Here is a 15,929-nt window from a genome sequence, read left to right on the forward strand (position 1 = left end):
CGCGGCGGAACCACCGTTTCGGCTTTGATTCCTCGCTCGGATTCATCAGGTCGGCCCGTTTCAGGCCGATGGCGTCGACGTGGGAATACCGGTGATGGATGCGGTGCACGTCGGTCGTCAGCCGATCTTTGACGCTCAGGGCGCTGTATTCGCGTACGAGTTGCTCTTCCGCGGTCAGATGGACGCCATTGAGTCCGGCCGGCAGGACACCTATGCGTCCAGCACTGTCATGATCAACGCGTTCACCGAGTTCGGTATCGCCGAGGTGGCTGGCAGTAGGCCGTGCTTCATCAACCTCACCCGAGAGTTCCTGACCGGACGGCTGCCCCTGCCGTTCGGCCCGGAGCAGGTGGTGCTCGAGGTCCTGGAGACGGTCGCGGTGGACGACGACGTGATCGAGGGGATCACGTCGCTGGCCGAGGCCGGCTACCGGATCGCCCTGGACGACTTCGTCTGGGGCTCCGGCCACGAGCAGCTGCTCGGGCTCGCCTCCTACGTCAAGCTCGACCTGCTCGACGGCGACCTGACCCGGCTCGACGAGATCGTCGCCGCCTGCCGCCGGCACCCGGGCCTCCAACTGGTCGCGGAGCGCCTGGAGACCGATGAGCACGTCGCCCTGGCCGACCGTTACGGAATGGAGCTGCGCCAGGGGTACGCCCTGAGCCGCCCCCAGGTGCTCAGCACGCCCAGCCTCTCCCCGTCCCGCATGCGCCGCCTGGAGCTCGTCGCCGCCCTGATGTCCCCGGACGCGCCGCTGGAGAAGATCACCTCGATCATCGTCAGCGACCCGGCCCTGGCGCTGCGCGTGCTCCGGGTGAGCAACTCGGCCGCGGCCGGCGTGACCAGCAAGATCTCCTCGGTCCGCCAGGCCGTGATGCTGGTCGGCCTGACCCGGATCCGCCGCTGGGCCACCCTGATGGTGGTCGACGACGTCGCCGAGGCGCCCGAGGAGCAGCTGCTCACCGCGCTGACCCTGGCCCGCCTCTGCGAGAACCTGGCACCGCGCTTCGGCGCCGACCCGGGTGCCGCCTTCATCTCCGGCCTGGTCACCGGCATGGCCCGGCTGACGGGCTGCACCGCGGCCGCGATGGCCGAGCAGCTCCCGCTCACCGCGGACGTCTCGGACGCACTCACGAGCGGCACCGGCCGCCTCGGCGCGGTGCTGAACGCGGTCCGCGCCTACGAGGCCGGCGAGAGCGGCCACGAGGACCTGGCCGTCCCGGCCCTGGACGCGATGCGCTGGTCCACCCGCACGCTCACCGACGCCCACGGCTTCACCCCTCGCTGACCCCCGTCCAGCCAGCGGGAGGCCGGCCGTGCTCGCCACGACCGGGCCTGCTCGTCTCATGCGCTCACCAGCCTCATCCGTTCGGTGGTCGTATGCGCCCACCGATCTCGGGCGCCCACCGATCTCGGGCGCCCACCGATCTCGGGCGCCCACCGATCTCGGGCGCCCACCGATCTCATGCGCCCACGGATCTCGGGCGCCTATTGGTCCCATGCGCCCACCGATCTCGGGCGCCCACCGGTTGCATGCGCCCACCGGTCTCATCTGCTCACCGGGTGAACCCGATTCACCTGGGCAAACCCGTTTCCAGGACTGGCCTTGCCATTCGGCCTGCTTCGCCGGCGGGCGTCCTGCCTGGAGGGTTCCGTTCCAGGACTGGCCTTGCCATACGGCCTGCTTCGCCCGGTGGGCTTCCTGCCTGAACGGTCCCGTTCCCGGACGGGCCTTTCCGAGCGGCCTGCTTCGCCCGGCGGGCCTTTGCCCGGGCGGTCCCGTTCCCGGACGGGCTTTTCCGGGCGGCCCGCTCCGCCCGGCGGGCCTCTTGCAGGGGCGATCCCCGTTCCCGGACTGGCGCCTTGCCGTGCTGCCCGCTTCGCCGGGCGGGTCGTCCTGTTTCCTGGACGGGCTGTCCATCCGGGTGTCCTGTTCTCCCTCCGGCGGGCTCCTTGCCTGGGTCCTGTTTCACTGGGCGGGTCCCTTGTCTGGGCGATCCGGTTTCATCGGGCCGGTTCATTTCACCGGGCGAGTTCGGTCCGGCGCAGGACCGGCACCGCTGTGGCTGCCACCGCCAGAACCGCGCACAGGATCGCCACGCCGATCCCCGCAGCCCACGGGATGATCAACGCCACCTCCCGGCCCATCTCGTCCTCGACTGCCGCGCGTACCCCGGTCAGCGAGAAGACGCCCACAGCCCCACCCAGAAGCGCCCCGACGACCGCCGCGAGCAGCGCCTCGGCGGTGGTGACGCGTAGCACCTGGCCGAGCCCAGCGCCCGCCAGCCGCAGCGCACGGAACTCCGGCCCACGTGCCGCGGTGGCCATCAGCAACGTGCTCGCCACCGCGATAGCGGTGTACCCGGCGGTCAGCCCGATCAGCACCCACAGGAACAGATCGACCAGGTCACCCTCCTCATCGACCTGCTCCCGGGCATAGTCACGAGCGGACAGCACCCGCCCTCCGGCGGCCGGCTGCGGATCGCCCTTCAACACGACCAGGGCGGTGAGCGCATCGGGGTCGTGCCGGCGTACCAGGTCGCGGGGGAGGACCACCGGCGCGGCGGCGTTCACGTCGATCTTCTCTACCGGCAGCGAGGCGACCGTGCCGTCGGCCCACCGCAGGTTGATCGCCGAACCGATCGAGGCGCCCAGCTCCTTGGCTGCTTCCGGGCTGAGCGTGACGGGTGCGCCGGCGACGCCGGTGGCATCCTCGCCGGTGACCGCCGAACCGTGCGTCACCAGCACCCGGGTGTCGAGCCGCGAGGTGCCGGTCTGGGCGCTCACCGCCGTCTCACCCAGGCCGGGCGTACCGTCCGGAGCGAGCACAGTGGCCGCTGGAATGTCGGCGGCCTCGTCGATTCCCGCCGCCTCGTCGATCGTCGCGACCATGCCGGTGAGCAGCACCGTCATGCCCACGGTGACCAGCACCGGCGCCGCGGTCGAAGCGACCCGGCGGACCCCGGTCAGGGTCCCCTCGCGCACCAGCATCCCGGTCGCCGAGCCGCGCCACGGACCGGTCGCCAGCCGCACCAGCGGGCCGATCACAACCGGGGCGAGCAGCGCGGCCGTGGTGAGCAGGAGCATCGCGGCGCCCATCCCGGCAGTCGTCTTGCTCTCCGTGGCCATCGTCGGCATCGCGGCCAGCAACCCCGCTCCCGCGGCCAGACTGAGCAGTCCGAACACCCAGCGGGACGGCGTCATCGAACGGGTCTCGGCGGCTGCCTCACGCAGTGCGGCAAGGGGCGGAACCTTGCTGGCCCGCCGCGCCGCCACTGCCACCCCGGCCAGGGCGACCACCAGTCCGAGCAGGACCGCCCCGCCGACCGCGGCCGGCTGCCAGGTCGCCTCGTAGCCGGGCGGCTCCAGGCCGAAGGAGACCATCGGGCCGGCCACGAGCGGGGCGAGCACGGCGCCCAGTGGGGCGCCGACCAGACCGGCCAGCAGGGCGATCAGCGCGGTTTCGGCGTACATCAAGCGGCGGACCTGCGCCGGGGTCGCACCCGCCGCGCGCAGCAGGCCCAGTTCGCGTCGCCGCTGCGAAGCGGTCAGTGCGCACGTCGAGGCGACCACGAAGACCGTGGCGAAGGCGCCCAGAACGACCATCGCGATCAGCAACTGTGCGCCGATCCAGCGGATCCGGGTCACCTTGGCCGGCTCCAGGGCGGCGCGATCCGGGCCGGTGAGGACCGTCCCGGACGTACCGATCAGAGCCCGGGCGCTGTCCGCGATCCGCTCCGGGTCACCGGTCACCGTCAGGCCGATCACCCGCACGCCGGAAGATCGTGCGAGCGCATCACTGTCCGTCACGTAGTAGCCGCCGCCGTCGGTGGTGCCGGTGACGGTCCAGGTCTCCGGGCCGACGGCGGTCAGCACCTCGATGCTGCCGCCCGCCCCGGTGCCTTTGCGGAGCGACGTACCGATGACCACCTCGCCCCTCTTTTCCGGCGCACGGCCTGCGGTCAGCCGGTAGCCGCCGAGCGCGGCCGACGACCAGGAATGCCCGTCCAGCTGCGCGGTCCCCATGTCCTCGGTGCCCAGTTCCTGCACGTAGAAGACTGGGTCGGGGATGACGTTCGTGATACGTGGCTCCGGTCGCAGCTTTGTGGCCAGATCTGTCAGCTCGGATGTGGTCCACGAGCGGATCTCGGACTCGCTGAAGTCGTTCGTGCCGACCGACGGCGCCTGCACCATCACCGGTGACGCGTCATAGCGCTCCGGTGGCTGTGGTCGCGACGAGAGGTAGAGCGTCACCGAACAGGCCACCACGGCCACTCCCAGCGCGATCGCCACGAAGGTGCCGGCGAAGCTCGCGAACCTGTGTCGGACGATCGCCCACGCCATCATCGGGCCGACTCCTCGAGCCGGGCGGTGTGCACCGCGATCTTCTCGGAGCCGACCGGTCCGGTCAGGTCGTCCACCACCCGGCCGTCGGCGAGGAACAGCACCCGGTCGGCGTGCGCGGCGGCCACCGGATCGTGGGTGACCATCACGATGGTCTGGCCGTGCCGGTCCACCGCGGTGCGCAGCAGGCGCAGCACCTCGGCCCCGGAACGCGCGTCCAGCGCACCGGTCGGCTCGTCCGCGAAGATCACCGCAGGCCGGGTGATCAGCGCGCGAGCGATCGCCACCCGCTGCTGCTGGCCGCCGGACAGCTCTGCGGGCCGGTGCCCGGCACGCTCGGCGAGGCCCACCTCGGTCAGCCTTGCGGTCACCTCGCTGGGCTGCGGCCGGCGGCCGGCCAGCCGTAGCGGCAACACCACGTTCTGCGCCGCGGTCAGAGCCGGAATCAGATTGAACGTCTGGAAGACGAAGCCCACCCGACTGCGGCGTAGCCGGGTGAGGGCCCGCTCGCTCAGATCCGTGATCGGTACGCCGTCGATCCGCACCTCGCCGCCGGTCACCCGGTCCAGACCCGCGGAGCACTGCAGAAGCGTGGATTTCCCGGAGCCGGACGGGCCCATCACCGCGGTGAAGGTGCCCGGAGCGAACCGCGCGTCCACCGCGTCGAGCGCGGTGACGGCATTCTCGGCGTGGCCATACCGTTTGGTGACCGCGCGGAGTTCCACGGCGGCTGTCTCTGGTGGCGTCGTCGTCATGCCGATCAGACAACCGGTTCGCGGGGCCTGGCACAGTCATCCGGGGTGGAGTCTCGAAGGTAACGCCAGCACTACCGACCCAGCCGGAACACGGCGGTACCGTGCCCCCATGCCGGTCCGCAACGCGCTCGAAGCGCTTACTCTCCGGCCGACCGAGTTCCTGCGCTCGGCCTGGCCGTGGCGCTCGCTGGTCTATCTGAGCGGGGGTGCCCTGCTCGGGTTCGCCACGATGCTCGGGGTGATCGCTCTGGTGCTGGTCGGCGCGCTGCTGTCGATCGTGGTGATCGGGCTGGGCGCCTATGTGGCGATGGTCCTGTCGGGTGTCGTGGTGGCCCGCCTGGAGCGACGCCGGATGCGTCTGGTCGACACGGACGAGCTGCCCGATCCGCACCGGCCGGTGCCCCAGCCCGGCGTGCGTGCCTGGCTGACGACCCGGCTCCGCGAGCAGGCCACCTGGCGCGAGCTGGGTTACACGATGCTCTCCGCGGGCCTGTTGTGCTGGATGGATTCACTGGTCGTCGGCGGTGTGGTCTTCGAGGTGCTCTGCACCTTCGGCGCGCCTTTCTACATGCTCGACGAGCAGCTCGGTTACCGCATGGTCCTGGCCGCGGCCGGGGTGCCGCTGACGCTGGTGCTGGCCTGGCCGGTGACGGCCTGGGCCGGGGCACGTGCCGCGATGGCCCGGGCGATCCTGGCGCCGCGTGCGCATGACGCCGATGAGCGACTGATCGAGGTGACCAGGTCCCGGGCCCGCCTGGTCGACGCGTTCGAGCTGGAGCGCCGCCGGATCGAGCGAGACCTTCACGACGGCGCACAGCAACGGATGGTTGCGATGAGCATCCAGCTCGGCATGGCCCGGCTGGATCTGCCGGCCGGCAGCCCAGCCGAGAAATACCTGGCCGAGGCGCAGGATCTGGCGAAGCAGGCGCTGACCGAGATCCGGGAGTTGATCCGAGGTGTGCACCCGAAGGTGCTGACCGACCGTGGCCTGGCCGCGGCGGCCGGTGAGGTGGCGTCGACCATGCCGCTGCCTGTCGACCTGGAGCTTTCCCTGCCCGGCCGGCTCCCGGCTCCCGTGGAGATCACCGCCTACTTCGTGATCGTCGAGGCGCTCGCCAACGTGACGAAGCACAGCGGCGCCACCCGCGCCAGCATCTCCGGCAGCGTCGACCAGAGCCGTCTGGTCGTCGAGATCCGCGATGACGGCCGCGGCGGCGCCGACCCGGCGGCAGGCTCCGGCCTGCTCGGCCTGGCCGACCGCGTCTCCGTCGTCGATGGCACGGTCGCCATTGCCAGCCCGCCCGGCGGTCCCACCGTGCTGCGCCTGGAGATCCCGATTTCGCGAGACGAGCCACCACTCCCTGCCGCCTTCCACGCTGATCAATCGTCGGGAGTGTCCGGGTGAGCGGTCGGCCGAATGTTGTGATCCCGGGTCCCGTGAGGCGGTGTTCGGCTTTGCCGGTCCGGGCCAGTCGGGGTGTGGGTGCCGTGGCTGGGTTGGGTGTTGTGATCTCGGGCCTTGTGGGGCGGTGTTTGGCTCTGGTGGTCCCGGCTGGTCGGGGTGTGGGTGCCGTGGCTGGGCTGGGTGTTGTGGCCTCGGGTCTTGTGGGGCGGTGTTTGGCTCTGGTGGTCCGGGCCGGTCGGGATGTGGGGGTGCGGGCGTGAGCGGGCTGCGGGTCGTGATCGCGGAGGATGGCGTGATCGTGCGGGAGGGCGTCGCTGGGATGCTGCAGCGTTTCGGCCATGAGGTGGTGGCCGCGGTGGGGGATGCCGACGAGCTTCGTGCGGCGGTGGCGCGGCACAAGCCGGACGTGGTGGTCACCGACGTGCGCATGCCACCCGGCTTCAGCGATGAGGGACTGCAAGCGGCGATCGCGTTGCGGGCGGCCGACCCGGAGCTGCCGGTGCTGGTGCTGAGCCAGTATGTCGAGCAGACCTATGCGGCCGAGCTGCTCGACTCGGGCCGTTCGTCCGGGGTCGGCTACCTGTTGAAGGACCGGATCGGCCAGGTGACCGAGTTCGTCGACGCGCTGGTCGCGGTGGCTGCCGGGCGGACGGTCGTCGATCCGGAGGTGGTCCGCCAGTTGCTGTCCAGGCGTCGTACCCCGCTGCATCGGCTGACGGCCAGGGAGCTCGAGGTGCTCGGGCTGATGGCCGAGGGCCGGTCGAACGCGGCGATCGCACGTGACCTGGTGGTCACCGAAGCTGCGGTGGCCAAGCACATCAACAGCCTGCTGACCAAGCTCGATCTCCCGCCCGGGGCTGACGACCATCGCCGCGTCCGAGCTGTCCTTGCCTACCTACGCGGTTGACCGCGAACGCCCAGAGTGAAGAAGTACCCGGAAACGAAGGAGCGCACGGAGCGATGGAACAGAGAGAGCGCGTAGATCACGTGGAGTAGAGGAGCACGTGGACGCGTGAAGCGGAGGGAATGGAGAGTGCGTGAAGCGCGTGGACCACGTGGAGCGGCGAAGCACATTGGCGGCGTAGACGCGTGAGGTGGAGGAGTGGGTTGGCGGCGTAGACGCGTGAGGTGGAGGAGTGGGTTGGCCGCGGGAGCGGAGGAGTGGGTCGGCCGCGCGGAGCGGAGGAGTGCGTTGGCCGCGCCGCCGCATGAAGCGGAGAAGCGCTTGGAGCGAAGGAGCGTCCGAAGCGAAGAAGCGCATGGAACGAAGAAGCGCATGGAACGGAGGCATGCCCCGGAGAGGAGGGCCTACCGGTCGGTGAGGGCGTTGACGGTGGCCAGCAGTCCGGCGGTCAAGTCGTAGCGGTCCCGGGGGACTGTGTGCGTGATCCCGGCTGGCTCCTCCGGTGGTGGGAGTGGCGCCGGGTTGTCCTGGTACTCCGCTAGTGCCGCCACCTGCTCGGTGACCTGAGCCGAGAAGTGGAGCCGGCCGTTCTCCCGGGAACCAGCCAGGTGGAGCATCACGTCGATCCCTGCCGGGTGGTTCGTGTCCCAACCGGGGAACACCGTCTTGAATTCGGCGTATCCGTGGGGATCGGTTACCTGCGCGCCGCGCGCGAGTGGACCGGAGGGTTTCGGCAGTCGATGCGAGATTTCCAGGACCGCGCCCGGCAGTGGCCGGTCGACTGCGTCCAGGACCCGGACCCGCAGCATCATGGGGACCCCGGCGTCGGCGGGCGCCAGTTCGCGCCGCTCCACGAATCGATTCTCAGGGGCTGGGCCTGCGGGCCGGAGCCGGCAGATCGCCTGTGCCGGTCCCGGAAAATCCAGCGTGATGATGTCGCGCCGACTCGTCGCCGGCGCGGCGCGCCTTTGTTGTCTCATTTACGCCTACCGTCCCCTGACCATTACATCCCATAAATGATCCTTGCAGGGTAGAAAGCGTTATTCACGTGTTTTGCCGGAATCGGGAAGAACTCGGGATAGCGGCCCGAGGCTGCTTTCGACGTAACGCTGACAAGGCCGGCCTGCGATCGGGACCTTTCCGTGAGGCGGCGACGGTCGTTCGGCAATGGCTCATCGCGGGTTTCGCCACCGGCCGCGATCGATCTGGCGCCGGTGGTTACAACCATCGCTCCAGCCGGATTTGGTCGGCTGGGCTCCATTGTGGCTTTGGTGCCGACGAAACCACTACCCGGCCCAGCTGTCGAACGTCGGCTGGGCCGGGTAGCGGTCTCCGGCCTGTCGAAGTCGCTGCCTGGCCCGGTTGTTGACTGTTGGCTGGGTTGGGTGTGTCAGGGCTGTCGAGGTCGCTGGCTGGTGCGGTTGTTGGGTGGGTGTGTCTGGGCTGTCGGGGTCGCTGCCGGGCCCGGTTGTTGAGTGTTGCTGGGTCGGTGGGTGCACCAGAGGCCCAAGGGCCGCCGAGAGGTCGGACCCGCGAAAGTGGAAAGCGCTAAGCCTTTCGCAGGTGGGCGAGGACCAGAGGATCGATCGCCCCCGGCACGAGCCGCATCTCCAGGTTCTCGACGCCGGCCCACGACGCGAGCGCCTTGTCCAGGTCCACGTCCACGTGCCCCAGCTCCGTGAGCCGCCGCGACACCTCTGTCCCGAGTTCTCCGCTCAGGGGCAGCAGCGTCGACGGCTCCGGCCGCTCGAAGTACAGCGTGTGCATGGTGAGCAGCCGCTCCAGCTCGCCGACCGGATCAGGGTGGTCATCGACGCGCAGGTCGACCAGGACGTCGCTGGTTCCGCCGTACCCGAGGCCCTTGGCGACGACCAGCAACGCCGCGCTCTGCCGCCCGCGCCGGTCCCCGCCGGCCTCGTCTCCGGCGCGCAGCGCCGCCACCAGCCGGGACGCCAACCGCGGCTCGGCGGAGGACCCCAGCCACGCGGTCTCCATGTCGGCGACCACGGCCGCCCCGGCCAGCATGTTTCCCTGGATCGCGTACCCGTCCCCGGCTGTCCCGCCGGCCCACGGGTGGCAGTCGTCCCCGGTGAAGGTCGCCCCGTCCCCGCCGGCGCCGACCACCCCGACCTGCCGATGGCCCACCGGTCCGTCGTCCCCGGCGATCAGTGCCTTGACCGTGAACTCCGCCGTCACCCCGGACGAGAGCAGCGCCAGCCCTTGCGGCCGGTAGGCGAGGTTCGCGTACGACTGGGTCGCCACCGCTCCGACATCCGCGAGGGCCGCCGGCACCGCCGCTCCGACGCCGAGGAACTTGCTGGCCACCGCCACACCCAGGGCCGCGCCGTCCGCGGACCGGCCCACGATCGAGAAGGTCATGGGCGGCACGCTATCCGGTCGGCCCGCCAGGCCGTCGCTGCTGGTGTGAGGATCGCCGAAATGCCGGCGCAGGGCCTGTTCGTGAATCTCGGGAAGGCGCAATTTGCGAGGGCAATTAACCCTAAAAACCAGACAAAGATGCTTAAAAAGGTACGAATTTCCCGCCTGCATCAGATCGATGAAGTTCTTTTCAATCGGCGGTTCCGGGTGTTGAGTGAGGGAATGACGCCACCGTTCCGGGCGGATCATGTCGGCAGTCTGCTCCGCCCGCCGCACCTCATCGAGGCCCGCACCAGACGCGCCACCGGCGAGATCAGTGCCGGGGAGCTACGCGCGATCGAGGACGACGCGATCCGGGACGTGGTCCGGATGCAGCACGACGTCGGCCTGCTCTCGGCCACCGACGGCGAGTTCCGCCGTACGGCTTGGCATATGGATTTCATCTATCGGCTCGGTGGCATCCACCCGACCGACGAGAAGATCCAGGTCCATTTCCGGAACGCGGGCGGCGAGCTGGACTTCGAGTCGGCCGCGCTCGCCATCGACGAGCCGGTCCGCCTGACCGAGACAATTTTCGGCGACGATTTCACGTTCCTCGCCGAGACCGTCCGGGCGGGTGTCACCGCCAAGCTGACCATCCCGTCGCCGAGCATGGTCCACTACCGGGGCGGGCGGGCCGCGATCGATCCGGCGATCTATCCGGACGAGGAGCGGTTCTGGGCGGACCTGAGCGCCGCGTACGCCGAACAGGCCCGCCGGGTCCACGCCCTCGGCTGCCGCTACCTGCAACTCGACGACACCAGCCTGGCCTACCTGAACGATCCGGACCAGCGGCGCCTGCTCACCGAGCGCGGCGACGACGCCGAGCACCAGCATCTGCGCTACATCCGGCAGATCAACGCCGCGATCGCCGACCGGCCCGCCGACCTGAGGGTCACCACCCACATGTGCCGGGGTAACTTCCGCTCCTCGTGGGCCGCCGAGGGCGGTTACGACTTCGTGGCCGAGGCCCTCTTCAGCGAGCTCGCGGTGGACGGCTTCTTCCTGGAGTTCGACGATGAACGCTCCGGCGGTTTCGCCCCGTTGCGCTTCGTCCCGGCAGGCAAGACCGTCGTCCTCGGCCTGGTCACCACCAAACGTGGCGAGCTCGAGTCGAAGGACACGCTGAAGCGCCGCATCGACGAGGCCGCCAAGTACGTACCGCTCGACCAGATCAGTCTCTCTCCACAGTGCGGCTTCTCCTCGACGGTCGAGGGCAACGTCCTCACCTACGACGAGCAGGTCGCCAAGCTTCGCCTGATCGTGGAGACCGCCGCCGAGATCTGGGGCTGAGATCGGCGTCCGCCGTGCTGTCGCCATCGACCCCTGCCGGTGGAAAGTCACATGCCGCCAAACATGAAGATCTGTTAGGTTCTCCCCGCAAAATTCGCTGAATGTAAGGAACGCAGTGCGAAACATTTACGGGGTAGTCCTTTCGTCCGCTCTGGCCCTCGCGGCGCTCACCGCCTGTGATCCGGCCTCCGAACCCGCGGCCGCGCCCGCTCCGAAGGTGGGTGCGGGCTCCGCGGCCGTCCCCACCGCGACCTCCGCGGCGGCCCCCGCCATGGACGCCACCACCAAGAAGGCCTGCGGCGAGCTGCTCAACGCCGTCGCTGAGACCGCCAAGAACGCCGCCGACGCCGAGAAGATCGGCCCGCCGGTCGGCTACGTCGCGGTCTCGACCCAGTACATCGCCGGCTCCGCCGCCATGAGCGCCTACTCGATCGGCGCCAACGAGACGGTGGCCGCGGCGGCGGACAAGGTGAACGCGGCCATGGAGGATCTGGACAAGGCCTGGAACGCGAACCCCAAGAAGGCGCCGAGCAAGGCCGACCTGGACGCCGCGGTCAAGGAGCTCAAGGCCGCCTGCGCAGCCGGCTGATCCGGCCCCGGCGGCCCTCGCCCGGGGCCGCCGGGCCCGCTTCGGTGTCTCGCCGGAGTTGGCGCTGTAACCGAAGACCGGAGACCCGTTCCGCTTCGGTGTCTCGCTGTAGTCGGTGTCACCGCCCGAAAACCGGGGGAGGTGGGAGACCCACTCCGGCGGGGAGGGCAGAATCGGGGCATGCGACGGGCACGGGTGGATCACGGTGTGGTCAGCGGAACGTTCAGCCTCGACGGGCAGACCTTCGACGTCGACAACAACATCTGGGTGGTCGGCGACGACTCCGAGTGCGTGGTGATCGACGCACCGCACGACGTGGACGCGATCCTGGCGGTCGTCGGCGATCGCCGGGTCACCGCGATCGTCTGCACCCACGCACACGACGACCACGTCCGGGTCGCGCCGGCGCTGCGGGAGCGGACCGGGGCGCCGATCCTGCTGCACCCGGCCGAGTCGCCGCTCTGGGAACTCACCCACGGCACGGGCATCACCTGGGACAAGGACCTCTCCGGCGGCGACCGGATCGAGGTGGCCGGCACCATCCTGACCGTCCTGCACACCCCGGGTCACGCCCCCGGCGCGGTCTGCCTCCACGCCCCCGACCTCGGCTGTGTCTTCACCGGGGACACCCTGTTCCAAGGCGGCCCCGGTGCGACCGGCCGCTCCTACTCCGACGCCGACCTGATCGTCGCGTCGATCCGCGCCGAGCTGTTCGCGCTCCCCGGCGAGACGATCGTCCACACCGGCCACGGCGACGACACCACGATCGAGGCGGAGCGCGGCGCCCTCGGCGCCTGAGTCAGCCGAGGTCGACCACGCCCGGGTTCGCCACCAGGAACGGCTTCACCCTGTCCTGCACGACGGCCGCGAAGAACGGGCTGACCGTCGCGGGTAGCTGTTCCCCCCGGTACAGGCCGTTCTCGAAGAGCGCGTGCCCGGGCAGGCCGACCGAGATCATCTCCCTGATCCGCAGGATCCTCAGCATTTGCGCCCAGCCGGCCAGGTCACGGCCGTTGCCGATGAACGTCAGTGACCTACCGACCTCCATCGTCACCTGGACCAGCCGGCCCGGTTCGGTGAGGATCTTCCGCTTCATCTTCTTCGCCAGCGCCTGGACGAACTGCCGCTGGTGCCGCTGGCGGTCGTAGTCGGAGCGCGGCAGCCCATACCGCTGCCGGGTGTAGTCGAGCGCTTCCCACCCGCGGAAGTGCACCGGCCCGGTGCTCTTCGGATAGCTCTTCTGCGCCCCGACGTACGGCCGGTGGCAGTTGTCGTGCCCGGGGCACTGCGGCAGCCGGTCCCGGGGCTCGCCGTCCGGTTTGCGGTGCTCGGAGACCACGTTCTGGTCGACGACCACGCTGATGCCGTCCATCGCGTCGACCAGTTTCCGGAATCCGCCGAAGTTGAGCACCGCCCCGGCGTCGAAGCTCCTGATCCCGGTCACGTTGCCGACCGTCTGAGCGAGCAGTTCGAACCCCTGGGCGACGCTGTACGAACGCTCACCGATCCGGCTTCCCAGCGCCATCGCGGCATTGATCTTCGTCCGCTGCGCGCCGCTGCCGGACTTCGGGAACGCCGGAATCCGTACCACCAGATCTCGGGGGATCGAGAAGAGCACGGTGCCGCTGCGGTCCGCCGGCACGTGCGCCACGATGATCGAGTCCGCCAGCGGGGCGGTGTGGGTGTCCCGCGGGTCGATCCCGACCAGCAGGATGTTCAGTGGCCTGGGCGCCACCGCCGGGATCCCTGGCAGGGACACGCCGGCCACCGCTGTTCCGGCGACGAGAGCACCCCCGGCGGGAACCGTCACCAGACATCCGAGGGCGACCCCGAACCGCGCCCATCGCGGCATCCGCCGCCTCGCCGACCTGGCCACCGCAACCACCATCTCCCATTTCGACCGATATGTGGATAGTTGCACGATTCTCGGTGGTGCGACGGCTTCTTAGAGAACACTTACGCTTCCCATGGGCCGGGTCTTAATCAGCGACCCGAATCTTGAGACATGACCGCGACAGCCATCCCGCACCGGTGCGCTGACGCCGGTGCGCCCGCCTGACCTCCGGCGCGGGCTGGCAGGGTGGAGGGCATGCGGATCCTGGTGGTGGAGGACGACGCGGCGGTGCGCGACTCGCTCGCCCGAACGCTGCGTTTCGAGGGGTATCAGGTGGCTATCGCCGGTGACGGCCTGCAGGCCCTCGACGCGGTCCGCTCCGGCGAGCCGGACGCGCTGATCCTCGACGTCAGCATGCCCCGGATGGACGGTCTGGAGACCTGCCGGCGGCTGCGCGCCGACGGCGTGCTGCTGCCGGTGCTGATGCTCACCGCCCGCGACAGCGTCGGCGACCGGGTCGCCGGCTTGGACGCCGGCGCCGACGACTACCTGGTCAAGCCGTTCGCCTTGCAGGAACTGCTGGCGCGGATCCGGGCGCTGCTGCGCCGCTCCGCGCTGACCGCGCCGGGCGGCGCGCCCGCGGAGGCCCCGGCCGGGGAGTGGCTGACCTTCGCCGACGTACGACTCGATCCCCGCACCCGCGAGGTCCACCGCGGGACGCGGCAACTGCGCCTGACCCGTACGGAGTTCGACATCCTCGAGGCGTTCCTGCGCCACCCGCGCCGGGTGCTCACCCGGGCGGCGCTGTTCGAGCAGGTCTGGGGCTACGACTTCGGCGAGGGCTCGAACAGCCTGCACGTCTACCTGGGCTACCTGCGCCGCAAACTGGAGGCCGAGGGCGAGCCGCGGTTGCTGCACACCGTGCGCGGCGTCGGTTTCGTCCTGCGTGAGGAGCCGTTGTGAAGCCCGGCCGGTGGTGGGGTGCGCGGTCGCTGCACGCACGGCTCTCCCTGCTGGTCACCGGCGCGGTCGGCGCCGCCGTGGTGCTGGTGGCCGCCGGCGCGTGGATCGCGGTCCGGGAGATCCAGCGGCACCAGGTCGCTCTCGAGCTGAGCAGCGATGCCGCGTCGATCGCGGCCAATCCCGCGCAGTGGCTGGCGACCGAGTCGTCGCGCACCCGCGGCCCCGGCGAGCGTCCACCGTTCGACCGGGGCTGGGGCCCGGGCCGCCGGGAGCGGGAGATCGGCCCGTGCTGGCAGATCCTCGACTCCAGCGGTGCGGCCGCCGGCGGCAGCCGTACCACGCTGCCGGTCACCGACACCGCCAGGGAGATCGCCACCGGCTCCCGGCGGCAGTCCGTGCAGGAGAAGATCGCGCTCGGCCCGGACGACTACGTGATGCTCACCCTCCCGCTGGCCGGCGGCGGAGCGGTCCAGGTCGGCATGGACGAGAACGCCGGCGAGCGGGTGCTTACCGCGTTCGGGGCGCTGCTCGCGCTGGGCTGCGCCGCCGGTATCGCGGGTGCGGCCCTGCTGGGGCGCGCGGTCGCCCGCGCCGGGCTGGCTCCCGTCGATCGGCTCACCTCGGCCGTCGAGGACGTCGCGGTCACCCAGGACCTGGACCATCCGATCGACGTGCACGGGAGCGACGAGATCGCCCGGCTGGGCAGGTCGGTGAACGCGATGCTGGCCGCCATCGAGGCGTCCCGGCGCGCCCAGCGCACCCTGGTCGAGGACGCCGGGCACGAGCTGCGAACCCCGCTCACCAGCATCCGTACCAATGTGGAACTGCTTCTCGAGCTGGAGCGGCGGCCCGAGCTGGCGCACCGGCTGCCGCCGGAGGAGCGCGCCGAACTGCTCGCCGACCTGGACGCCCAGGTGCGCGAGCTCGCCACGCTCACCACCGAACTGGTCGAGCTCGCCCGGGAGGAGGCCACCCGGGGGGCGGTCGAACCGGTCGACCTCGCCGACGTGGTGTCGGCGGCGGTGGCCCGGGTCCGGATCCGGGTGCCGGGGCTCACCTACGACACGGTGCTGGAGCCGGTGACCGTCCCCGGCCGGCCCGGTGAACTGGAGCGAATGGTGGTGAACGTGCTGGACAACGCGGCGAAGTGGAGCCCGCCGGGCGGCACGGTCAAGATCCGGCTGAGCGCCGAGGAGCCGGACTGGACGGTCCTGACGGTGACGGACGGCGGTCCCGGCATCGCCGAGGAGGATCTGCCGTACGTCTTCGACCGCTTCTATCGCGCGACGGCGGCGAGGTCCATGCCCGGCTCGGGTCTGGGCCTGGCGATCGTCGCCCAGACCGCCACCCAGCACGGCGGCACCGCCACCGCGGCCCGGGCCACGGACACCGGCACCGTGATCACCATTCGCCTGCCGGTCTGA

The 15,929-nt window shown here is 70.5% G+C and carries 13 protein-coding genes; 8 read left to right on the forward strand and 5 right to left on the reverse strand.

The genetic code is table 11. The annotated features are described in order from the left end of the window. Window positions 1-178: 178 nt before the first annotated feature. Window positions 179-1,288 carry an EAL and HDOD domain-containing protein gene (locus CHC09_RS12915; RefSeq protein WP_239138321.1) on the forward strand — a complete coding sequence of 370 codons (1,110 nt, stop codon included), beginning with the start codon at window positions 179-181 and terminating at the stop codon, window positions 1,286-1,288. Between the two features lie 734 nt (window positions 1,289-2,022). On the opposite strand, the gene CHC09_RS12920 is transcribed toward CHC09_RS12915, so the two are convergent. Further along, the gene (locus CHC09_RS12920; protein ID WP_089293314.1) at window positions 2,023-4,347 is read right to left on the reverse strand and encodes an ABC transporter permease; all 2,325 of its coding nucleotides are present in this window, start codon (window positions 4,345-4,347) and stop codon (window positions 2,023-2,025) included. Beyond that, window positions 4,344-5,099 carry an ABC transporter ATP-binding protein gene (locus CHC09_RS12925; RefSeq protein ID WP_089293315.1) on the reverse strand — a complete coding sequence of 252 codons (756 nt, stop codon included), beginning with the start codon at window positions 5,097-5,099 and terminating at the stop codon, window positions 4,344-4,346. The genes CHC09_RS12920 and CHC09_RS12925 overlap by 4 nt, the downstream gene beginning before the upstream one ends. Window positions 5,100-5,208: 109 nt before the next feature. On the opposite strand from CHC09_RS12925, the gene CHC09_RS12930 reads away from it, so the two are divergent. Beyond that, window positions 5,209-6,504, forward strand: coding sequence for a sensor histidine kinase (locus tag CHC09_RS12930; protein ID WP_089293316.1), 1,296 nt, complete (start codon window positions 5,209-5,211; stop codon window positions 6,502-6,504). Between the two features lie 256 nt (window positions 6,505-6,760). Then, on the forward strand, window positions 6,761-7,411 hold the full coding sequence (locus tag CHC09_RS12935; RefSeq protein ID WP_089293317.1) for a response regulator: 651 nt from the start codon (window positions 6,761-6,763) through the stop codon (window positions 7,409-7,411). A 401-nt stretch (window positions 7,412-7,812) separates the two neighbouring features. Here the strand turns inward: CHC09_RS12935 and CHC09_RS12940 are convergent, their stop codons facing one another. Further along, window positions 7,813-8,262, reverse strand: a complete 450-nt coding sequence (locus CHC09_RS12940) for a peptidase associated/transthyretin-like domain-containing protein (protein WP_089293318.1) — start codon at window positions 8,260-8,262, stop codon at window positions 7,813-7,815. A 694-nt stretch (window positions 8,263-8,956) separates the two neighbouring features. Then, a complete protein-coding gene (locus tag CHC09_RS12945) occupies window positions 8,957-9,787 on the reverse strand; it encodes a DUF1028 domain-containing protein (protein WP_089293319.1) in 831 nt (276 codons plus the stop codon). Window positions 9,788-10,009: 222 nt separating this feature from the next. Between CHC09_RS12945 and CHC09_RS12950 the strand changes: the two genes are divergently transcribed. The 3 genes from CHC09_RS12950 to CHC09_RS12960 all read left to right on the forward strand — a co-directional run bounded on the left by CHC09_RS12950 (window position 10,010) and on the right by CHC09_RS12960 (window position 12,506). Continuing rightward, the gene (locus CHC09_RS12950; RefSeq protein WP_239138320.1) at window positions 10,010-11,119 is read left to right on the forward strand and encodes a 5-methyltetrahydropteroyltriglutamate--homocysteine S-methyltransferase; all 1,110 of its coding nucleotides are present in this window, start codon (window positions 10,010-10,012) and stop codon (window positions 11,117-11,119) included. Between the two features lie 115 nt (window positions 11,120-11,234). Continuing rightward, window positions 11,235-11,708, forward strand: coding sequence for a hypothetical protein (locus CHC09_RS12955; RefSeq protein ID WP_089293320.1), 474 nt, complete (start codon window positions 11,235-11,237; stop codon window positions 11,706-11,708). A 180-nt stretch (window positions 11,709-11,888) separates the two neighbouring features. Continuing rightward, the gene (locus tag CHC09_RS12960; protein ID WP_089293321.1) at window positions 11,889-12,506 is read left to right on the forward strand and encodes an MBL fold metallo-hydrolase; all 618 of its coding nucleotides are present in this window, start codon (window positions 11,889-11,891) and stop codon (window positions 12,504-12,506) included. 1 nt (window position 12,507) lies between these two features. Here CHC09_RS12960 and CHC09_RS12965 read toward each other — a convergent pair whose 3' ends face one another. Further along, window positions 12,508-13,518 carry an LCP family protein gene (locus tag CHC09_RS12965; protein WP_239138319.1) on the reverse strand — a complete coding sequence of 337 codons (1,011 nt, stop codon included), beginning with the start codon at window positions 13,516-13,518 and terminating at the stop codon, window positions 12,508-12,510. A 279-nt stretch (window positions 13,519-13,797) separates the two neighbouring features. Between CHC09_RS12965 and CHC09_RS12970 the strand changes: the two genes are divergently transcribed. Together CHC09_RS12970 and CHC09_RS12975 are read left to right on the forward strand one after the other, a co-directional pair. Further along, the gene (locus CHC09_RS12970; RefSeq protein ID WP_089293323.1) at window positions 13,798-14,505 is read left to right on the forward strand and encodes a response regulator transcription factor; all 708 of its coding nucleotides are present in this window, start codon (window positions 13,798-13,800) and stop codon (window positions 14,503-14,505) included. Continuing rightward, window positions 14,502-15,929 (forward strand): sensor histidine kinase, encoded by a 1,428-nt coding sequence (locus tag CHC09_RS12975; RefSeq protein WP_089293324.1) that lies wholly within the window; start codon window positions 14,502-14,504, stop codon window positions 15,927-15,929. Before CHC09_RS12970 ends, CHC09_RS12975 begins: the two co-directional genes overlap by 4 nt.

This window comes from Actinoplanes regularis, from assembly GCF_900188005.1.
GTDB classification, from domain to species: Bacteria; Actinomycetota; Actinomycetes; order Mycobacteriales; family Micromonosporaceae; genus Actinoplanes; species Actinoplanes regularis.

What these genes read in the sequence shown, in the direction of transcription:
- CHC09_RS12915 (WP_239138321.1), top strand. Translation starts at nt 179, where the DNA reads ATGGACGCCATTGAGTCCGGCCGGCAGGACACCTATGCGTCCAGCACT.
- CHC09_RS12920 (WP_089293314.1), bottom strand. Translation starts at nt 4,347, where the DNA reads ATGATGGCGTGGGCGATCGTCCGACACAGGTTCGCGAGCTTCGCCGGC.
- CHC09_RS12925 (WP_089293315.1), bottom strand. Translation starts at nt 5,099, where the DNA reads ATGACGACGACGCCACCAGAGACAGCCGCCGTGGAACTCCGCGCGGTC.
- CHC09_RS12930 (WP_089293316.1), top strand. Translation starts at nt 5,209, where the DNA reads ATGCCGGTCCGCAACGCGCTCGAAGCGCTTACTCTCCGGCCGACCGAG.
- CHC09_RS12945 (WP_089293319.1), bottom strand. Translation starts at nt 9,787, where the DNA reads ATGACCTTCTCGATCGTGGGCCGGTCCGCGGACGGCGCGGCCCTGGGT.
- CHC09_RS12950 (WP_239138320.1), top strand. Translation starts at nt 10,010, where the DNA reads ATGACGCCACCGTTCCGGGCGGATCATGTCGGCAGTCTGCTCCGCCCG.
- CHC09_RS12960 (WP_089293321.1), top strand. Translation starts at nt 11,889, where the DNA reads ATGCGACGGGCACGGGTGGATCACGGTGTGGTCAGCGGAACGTTCAGC.
- CHC09_RS12970 (WP_089293323.1), top strand. Translation starts at nt 13,798, where the DNA reads ATGCGGATCCTGGTGGTGGAGGACGACGCGGCGGTGCGCGACTCGCTC.